The organism is uncultured Hymenobacter sp. (assembly GCF_964242765.1).
Classification (GTDB): Bacteria; Bacteroidota; Bacteroidia; order Cytophagales; family Hymenobacteraceae; genus Hymenobacter.
In genome coordinates this window covers 58,699-66,993 of record NZ_CAXTBM010000033.1, presented here as the reverse complement: position 1 = coordinate 66,993, position 8,295 = coordinate 58,699, and the positions used below count along the sequence as shown (strand labels likewise).

General features: G+C 57.1%; 4 protein-coding genes. 3 read left to right on the top strand and 1 reads right to left on the bottom strand.

Going from position 1 to position 8,295, the window contains the following annotated elements; all coding sequences use genetic code 11:
- On the bottom strand, positions 1-1,599 hold a 1,599-nt coding region (locus ACFE7X_RS14780), incomplete at its 3' end, for a two-component regulator propeller domain-containing protein (RefSeq protein ID WP_375436450.1).
- Between the two features lie 456 nt (positions 1,600-2,055).
- Here ACFE7X_RS14780 and ACFE7X_RS14775 point away from each other — a divergent pair.
- The 3 genes from ACFE7X_RS14775 to ACFE7X_RS14765 all read left to right on the top strand — a co-directional run bounded on the left by ACFE7X_RS14775 (position 2,056) and on the right by ACFE7X_RS14765 (position 8,147).
- Positions 2,056-5,112: a SusC/RagA family TonB-linked outer membrane protein gene (locus ACFE7X_RS14775; protein WP_375436449.1), complete on the top strand. Its 3,057-nt coding sequence runs from the start codon at positions 2,056-2,058 to the stop codon at positions 5,110-5,112.
- Positions 5,113-5,139: 27 nt separating this feature from the next.
- Complete coding sequence (locus ACFE7X_RS14770) at positions 5,140-6,714, top strand: RagB/SusD family nutrient uptake outer membrane protein (RefSeq protein ID WP_375436448.1); 1,575 nt, start codon at positions 5,140-5,142, stop codon at positions 6,712-6,714.
- Positions 6,715-7,007: 293 nt separating this feature from the next.
- Positions 7,008-8,147 (top strand): glycoside hydrolase family 105 protein, encoded by a 1,140-nt coding sequence (locus tag ACFE7X_RS14765; protein ID WP_375436447.1) that lies wholly within the window; start codon positions 7,008-7,010, stop codon positions 8,145-8,147.
- Positions 8,148-8,295 lie beyond the last annotated feature (148 nt).

The following is an 8,295-nucleotide window of genomic DNA, read 5'->3' as shown; positions in this document are numbered from 1 at the left end:
ACTGGCCCATAGCACGTCCTGCCGACGGTCGTAGAGCAGATACGTAAACTTGTCGGTGGGCAGGTTAGTGTTTTGGGTGCGGTAGGCTTTCAGAAAACGGCCTTCCTGGTCGAACTGAAGTAAGCCTTGGGTGAGGGTAGCCACCCATATTTTGCCGTACCGGTCTTCCACGATGCCTTCCACCGACGTTTCGGTTAAATTAAGCTGGTTGGGCAGTTCAGTATACGTGCGGATGACTTCCTGTCCGTGCTTACGTTGCAGCGTTACCAGGCCATCATAGTGAGTGCCGAGCCACAGCACCCCGTTGGAAGCCTGAAAGATGGTGGATATGTCGACGCCCTGCGCGTTGTCGGGGGCTTGGCTGGTTAGGTAGTTGCGGTAGGTTTTGCGGGTAAGATCGTAGCAGGAAAGCCCGTTGCGGGTGCCCAGCCAGAGCAAGTTCTGGGCTTCTTCTTTGTAGATGGCATTGACGAAGTTGTTGGGCAGGGTGGGGTGCTGGGCAATCTGCTGGTTTAAATGCCCAAACGGCTTCTGCCGCAAGTCCACCCGGTTGAGCCCCCCCGCCGAAGCTGCTAGCCACAGGATCTGGTTTTTGTCTTCAAAAATCTGGTAAACTCGCTCGGAATTAAGGCCATAGGGTTTGCCGGGCACCGGCAGAAACAGGGCCGCTTCTTGGGGCTCTAGCGGAATAGTGTGACCGGTAGCAGGGGCAGCTTCCCACAGGTGCAGTCCGTAACTAGTCCCCACCCACAGCCGCCGAAACGAGTCGAGGTAGAGCGTTTGCACATCCTGAAAAAGCCGGGGCAGGGGCTGCGCCGCCCCTACTCGCCCAGCAAGGCGGTCTTGGTTGGCCAGCCAAAACACTTGCTGGCCGGTACTCACCCATAAGTCGCCCTGCCGGTCGAGGTGCAGTTGGCGGACGGTAGGGGCGAGAAAGGCGGTGGGTTGCGCAACCAAGGCAGTTGGAGCAACGCGCGGCATTATCATACGAAGCCCACTGGCAACCGTACCCACCCAAACTTTCCCGCCGGGCTCGGCTAACAAGCTGGTCACCTCATAATCAAGTGCTCGTTGGTCAGTTAGTGGCACCCTACGCACGGCTATGGGTTGGTCGTAGCTGTCGAGCGTGAGTTGAAACAAGCCCAGGTTGCGGGTGCCTACCCACACATGACGTCGGGAGTCGGAAGTTAGGGCCGTTACTTCGGTTTGGGATAATTGCCGGGCTAGCTGCCGGTCTGCCCGCGGCAAGCGTTGCTCGCTTAACCCAATAAACTTGTCGGCACCCGCATCGTAGCAGCTAACGCCGGTGTTCTGGGTGCCCACCCACAGCCGGCCAGTGAGCCCCACGTGCAACATCCGAATGCGGTTGCCCGACAAGCCATTCAGCGGGTTTACGGGCAGAAAGTAGGTTTCCAGTTCGTAGCCGTCGTAGCGGTTGATGCCCTTGTTGGTGCCCACCCACAAAAACCCCTCCTTGTCTTCGGCCACCGTTATGGCGTCGCTGTGCGACAAGCCTTCGGTGATGGTAACATGCTCGAAGCGCAATTCGTCTAGGCTGCCTTGTGCGCGGCTCGTCTGGCAGGCCACGCTTAGGAGCAAGAGCAGGAAGCAAAAAGCACAAGTAAACTTCCAGTTCATAACTCGTTGCGAGGGGCAGATTGAATGATGCTGTGCATAACCGACCGTTAACCTTCTAATAGTGGCCCACCAATCAGCTCTCCAGGTGAGAGAACAGCCACTAAAAGCAAGATCCAATCAGTAAATTATTTATTACCAGCCGTTTATTAAGCTTACAGTTAGGCAAACGCAACCCAAAAGGTGTTTTGCAAAGCCTAATTTATCCCCTTTTTTGACTTAAAACACCCCTGTTCACCGGATGAAAGGACGATACTTTTGAATAATTCAAAGTGCCTACTCGAAACTTCAACGCTTTCTAGCAATCATTTGCTTTGCACGCGCTAACGATTGCGGCAGTTATTAGCAATCGTTTGTGAAGACCAACACCACCTTGCCAACTTCTCTTTTAGCTAAGACCCTACTCTTAATTCCCTCCTCATGAAAGTAAAATGGCTACTCTTAGGCGGGCTATTCTGGTCTGTCCGGCCGGTTCAAGCTCAGCCTTTCTTCCGGTTTGCTGGGACAGATACCGAGCCGGCTACCTCAACCAACCAGCCGTTGGCTGGCCTTAAAGACAAGGAACTAGCACCAGTTGCTACCGTCACGGGTCGCATCACCGACGAAAAAGGCGAAGGCCTACCCGGCGCCTCGGTACTAGTAAAAGGCACTACCGTTGGCACGGCTACTGATGCGCAAGGCAGGTTCACGTTGGCCGTGCCCGACGAGAATGCGAGCGGCACCCTGGTCGTATCGTTTCTGGGGTACTTGTCGCAGGAAGTAGCTATTGGTGGGCGCACCGAAATCAACGTGGTGCTGCGGTCCGACGCTAAGTCGCTGGACGAGGTGGTGGTGGTGGGCTACGGCACCCAGAAGAAAGCCGACGTAACGGGTTCAGTGGTTTCGGTGCCAACGGACCGGCTGGAAAAACTGCCAGTAGCCAACGTGGCCCAGGCCCTGCAAGGCGCAGTGGCCGGCGTTACGATTGCTACTACCTCGGGCGCCCCCGGTGCTCAGCCTCGAATTCAGATTCGGGGGGTGCGCTCCATCACGGCCAATACCGACCCCTATATCATTTTGGATGGCGTGCCGTTTCCGGGCAACTTCAACGACATCAGCCCCACCGACATTGCCTCCATCGAGATTCTCAAGGATGCCTCGGCTACGGCTATTTATGGTACGCGCGGCTCTAACGGGGTGATTCTGGTAACCACCAAGCACGGCAAAACCGGCAAGCCCCAGATTCGCTACACCGGCTACGCGGGCCCCGAGTATATGTCCAACAAGTTGGAACCCATGGATGGCCCGGCATACGCCGCTAAGTTTCAAGCCTATAAGGTGCAGGCCAATCTTACCGGCGACCCATTGCCCAACTTTGGTGAGCTAGAAAACTACAACGCCGGTAGAACAACCGACTGGCTGAAGCTCATTGGGCAGCAAGGCTTTGTGCAGGACCACAACCTGTCCTTTTCGGGCGGCACGCCCGACGTGAAGTACTACCTCTCGGGCGACTACTTCAAGCAGAAGGGCATTCTGAAAGGCTACCAGTTTCAGCGCGTAAGCATCCGCTCGAACCTGGACGCCAACCTGACGAACTGGTTGCGCGTGGGCACTTCGGCTTTCTACGCCAGTTCCAACGATGATGGCGGGCAAGTGAACTTAGCCCTGGCCCAGGCCGCTAGTCCGTACGGCGTACCCTACAACTCCGACGGCACCTACAAGATTCAGGCGATGCAGCCGGAGGCGCTGTTCCTCAACCCATTGCTTGGCTTGACTACCGACCGTATCAGCCGCGTCAACCAACTGACTGGTACGCTCTACGCCGAAGTGCAACCCACCTTCGTGAAGGGCCTGACCTACCGGCTCAACGGCAGCTACTCGTACCGGCCATACCGCTTTGCGAGCTATACAGGCCGGGCAGCCAACGACTTGCGCGGCACGGCAATCATCACCAACGACGAGCGGCACAACTACACCATCGAAAATATCCTGGTGTATAACAAGGACTTCGACAAGCACCACTTCGACTTGACGGCCTTGTATAGTGCGCAGCAAAACACCTACTTCACTACCACCGAAAACGCCAGCGGCTTTATCAGCGACCAGACCGGCTTCAACAACATCGGTTCGGGCAGCATCCCACCCACGCTTAGCTCCTATGACGAGCGCCGGTCGTTGCTTTCGCAGATGGGCCGCCTGAACTACTCCTACGACAGCCGCTACCTCTTCACCGTGACAGCCCGGCGCGATGGTTCGTCGGTATTCGGCGACCAAGCCAGCAAGTATGCCACTTTCCCTTCGGTAGCCGTGGGCTGGAACGTAGCCAACGAGCAGTTTCTGAAAGAAAACGAGAAAATCAACCTGCTCAAGTTGCGCTATTCGTACGGCATCACTGGCAACGAAGGCATCAACCCTTACCAGACTATTACGGGGCAGACTCAGCTACAGTATGTCTATGGCGGAGTAACCTTCACGGGTCTGCGAGCTAATACGCTAGGCAACTCGCAACTAAAGTGGGAAAGCACCAATAGCAGCAACATAGCGTTAGACTTCGGCTTGTTTAAGAACCGTATTTCGGGCTCCGTTGAATACTATGATGCCAACACCAAAAACCTACTACTAGCCCGGCTGATTCCTATTATCAACGGCTATACTAGTGTGCTGGATAATATTGGCCGGGTGCAGAACCGCGGCCTGGAGGTGGCCTTGAACACGGTGAACGTGGAGCACAATGATTTCACCTGGAACACCAGCTTCAACTTCACCCGCAACCGCAACAAGGTATTGGAACTGTACGGCAACGGGACCGACGACATCACCAACCGTCGCTTCATCGGCAGGCCGCTGAGCGCCATCTACGACTACAAGATGATCGGCGTGTGGCAGGTAGGCGAAGACCCAGCCGGCCTGGACCCCGGTGCCAAGCCCGGCGACCTGAAGTTTGAGGACCTGAACGGCGACGGTAAGATTGACTCCAACGACCGGACCTACTTGGGTAGTTCGCTGCCCAAATACACGGCGGGCCTCACCAATACCTTCGCCTACAAGGGATTCAGCTTGCGCGTCTTCTTCCAGACCGCCCAGGGAATCCTGCGCAGCAACGACGTGCTAAACCGCGCCGACTTCAGCTACCGCGTCAACCAGCCGGCTGCCGTTGGCTATTGGACCGCCGAAAACCAGAGCAACGACCGGCCCGCGCTTTCCTACTTCAATACGCGCGGCTACTCCTACCCCAACGATGCTAGCTACGTCCGTCTCAAAGATGTGACGCTGAGCTACACTCTACCCGAAAGTCTGCTCGAGAAAATTAAGCTCGGCAGCACGTCGGTGTACGTGAGTGGGCGCAACCTCTACACCTGGACCGACTGGATTGGCTGGGACCCCGAGCAAAACTACACGCAAGGCAACGGCACTGGCAACGGCATTCCGAGCGGAATTGCGGCCAACTTCCCCCTGGTAGCCTCTTACGTGTTTGGCGTGAGTATCGGCCTGCGCTAACCATCACCCACCCTAGCATCTTTCCTCATGAAACGCATACTTATTAGCGTGCTTGGGCTGGTGGCCGCGGCCCAGCTCACCAGTTCCTGCAAAGACACCTATCTGGACGAAGAGCCGAAGTCGCTCTATACGCCCCAAACCTCCTTAGTTGATTCGCTGGGCTTCGAAGCAGGCATGGCCGGCCTGATGTCGGTGGTGCGCGAACAGTACACCTACTCCGACCGGCAAGGCCTGCTTGGTACCATGCAGCTTGGCACCGATGTGGCCATTCCGGGCAGCCCCGAAGCTGTAGAAGTGCCGTACTACAACTACAACCTGCTGAATTCGCAGGATGCGGGGGCTTTGATCTGGTGGAGCTGGGCGTACCGCACCATCAACAATGCCAACGTCATCATTCAGCAGGCCTCTATTGCGCCCGCTACCGTGCGGCAGGGCTACAAAGACCGGATCAGCGCCGAGGCTCGCTTCTACCGGGCCTATGCCTACAACTTCCTGGCAACCCTCTACGGCGACGTGCCCCTGATCGAACAGCCAGCTACCGGCCCCCGCAATGATTTTGCCCGTACGCCAGTTGCGGATGTCAATGCCTTTATTATAAATGACTTAACCACGGCTATTTCCGCCCTGTCCTTGGTTAACAACCCAAGGCTGGCCTCGGGCCGCATCAACCGGGCGGCGGCGCAGCAACTGTTAGCGGAGGTATACCTGCGCACCGGCCAGAATGGTCTGGCCGAGCAGCAGTGCCAGGCTGTCATCAGCAGCGGCCTGTTCCGGCTCATCACGGCCCGCTACGGGGTGCGGTCAGGCCAGCCCGGCGACTACTATTCCGATATGTTCGTGATAGGCAATCAGCGCCGAAATCAGGGCAATACCGAGCTTATCTGGGGTATTGAGCAGCAACTCAACATCCCCGGCGGCACAACCAGCGCCCAGCAGCGCCGCATGTGGGTACCCGGCTATTACGCTATTTCAGGTATGCTCGTGGCCGATTCACTCGGCGGCAGGGGCGTTGGCAGAATGCGGCTCAGCAACTGGGTTATTTACCAGCTGTTCTCAACCAACGACATACGCAACTCCCGGTATAACCTGAAGCGGCGGTTCTATTACAACGACCCCAGGTCGGCGCGGTACAGGCAGCGCGTAGTAGTTACTGGCTCCGACACGCTCTTCCGCATTGCACCCTATATCACCAAATGGAATCAGCTGGATCCGGCCGATGAGTTTGGCTTCGGCACTATCAAGGACCTGACCATGATGCGCCTCGGCGAAACCTACCTGCTACTGGCCGAAGCCCAATTCAAACAAGGCAAAAACGCCGACGCGGCCGCCAGCATCAACGTGCTGCGCACCCGGGCGCAGGCCGCCCAAGTGACGGCCGCCAACATGAGTTTAAACTTCATCTTGGATGAGCGGGCCCGTGAATTGATTGGCGAAGAACAGCGCCGCCTCACGCTGGCACGTACTGGTACGCTCGTCGAGCGCACCTTGCGCCTGAACGGCGCCTCCGTCTCGGGCCTGACGCAGAAAAACGTGCTGCTGCCCGTTCCGCAGACGGAGCGCGACCTAAACAATGGCTTGCTGTCACAAAACGAAGGCTATTGAGGCTCCCTGAAGGCGAGCTTATTTGCTGGGTCAGCGAATAAGCTCGCCTTTGTTTATCGAAATGCAAGGCGGCTATTTGCCGCCTTGCATTTCGATAAACAGGTGTTTGAGTTACGTCGTAACCGCAAGCTGTACCTTGGCGCCTACTAGCTCACTGAGTGCCCCAAACGAATTTAGAATTGCAATGCAGTTTCCAAGGCGAGGTAGTACCCACAACAACCTTTTCCTAGACCTACACTGAGTGGCAGAACACGCACATCGTTTTGAAACCGCTGTCAACTAAACCTCCCGTAATGACTATTTCTACAACCTGGCGACTGTTGCGGACCTGTTTGCTGAGCCTAGTGCTTGGCAGTGCCCATTTGACTGGTGCTGCAACCGAGTTGCCCGCGCCGAAAGTGGCCGACAAGCGTTTTTTTCAGCCGAAGTTTATCAAGCAGCAGCTGCTGAAAGCCACCCAGTGGCAGCTAGCCCACCCCAAGCACAGCGGCACCGACTGGACCAACGGCGCCTTCTACGCTGGCGTATTCGCCGCCTACGAAACCACTAAGTCCAAGCAAATTCTGGATTCGCTGATGGCCATGGGGGAGCGAAACAAGTGGCGCCCCGGCCCGCGCTACGACCACGCCGACGATATTGCCATCTGCCAAACCTACCTCAACCTCTACCGCCTCAAAAAAGACCAGCGCATGATTCAGGCCACCATTGATACGGTGGCGAAGCTGCGCCGCGTCACGGGGCGCGAAGTGCGGGAGCATGGCCTAACCTGGTGGTGGTGCGATGCGCTATTTATGGGTCCGCCGGTGCTAGCCAAGTTAAGTGCCATCCAGAAAGACCCCTCGTACCTCACCTTCAACGACACGCTCTATCAGCAAACGTACCGGCACCTCTACAACCAGCAAGAGCACCTGTTTGCCCGCGACGCGGCCTACTTGTGGAGCGAAGCCGGGGAAGGCAAAAAGGAAAGCAACGGCCAACGCATCTTCTGGAGCCGCGGCAACGGGTGGGTGATGGGCGGCTTGGTGCAGCTGCTCAACGAGTTACCTGCTACGCATCCTAGCCGCCCCTTCTACACCACCCTCTTCCAGCAGATGAGCGCACGCCTGCTCTCCTTGCAGCAGCCCGACGGGCTCTGGCGCTCTAGCCTGCTCGATCCGCAGGCCTACCCCGGCGGCGAAGCTTCCGGCTCGGGCTTCGACTGCTACGCCATGGCCTGGGGCATCAACCAGGGTTTGCTCGACAAGGCGCAGTATCTGCCGGCCGTGCAAAAAGCGTGGGTGGCTTTGAACGGCTTGGTATCAGCGGAGGGCCGCGTAGGTTGGGTGCAGCCCATCGGGGCCGATCCGCGCCGCGACTTCTCGGCCGAGAGCTGGGAAGTGTATGGCACTGGTGCCTTTTTGCTGGCTGGTTCCGAGGTCATCAAGCTTAAATAGCTATAATCAACTAACTGACATCCTCTTACCGCTTTCATGGCAATCTGAGAGCCTGCCGGGCGGGCTGTGAGCTTATGGGCACCTAGGAGCTACTACCGATATAGCTCATAGGTGCCGTTTGCTGTACACAGCGTTGCGCTAGCGCCTC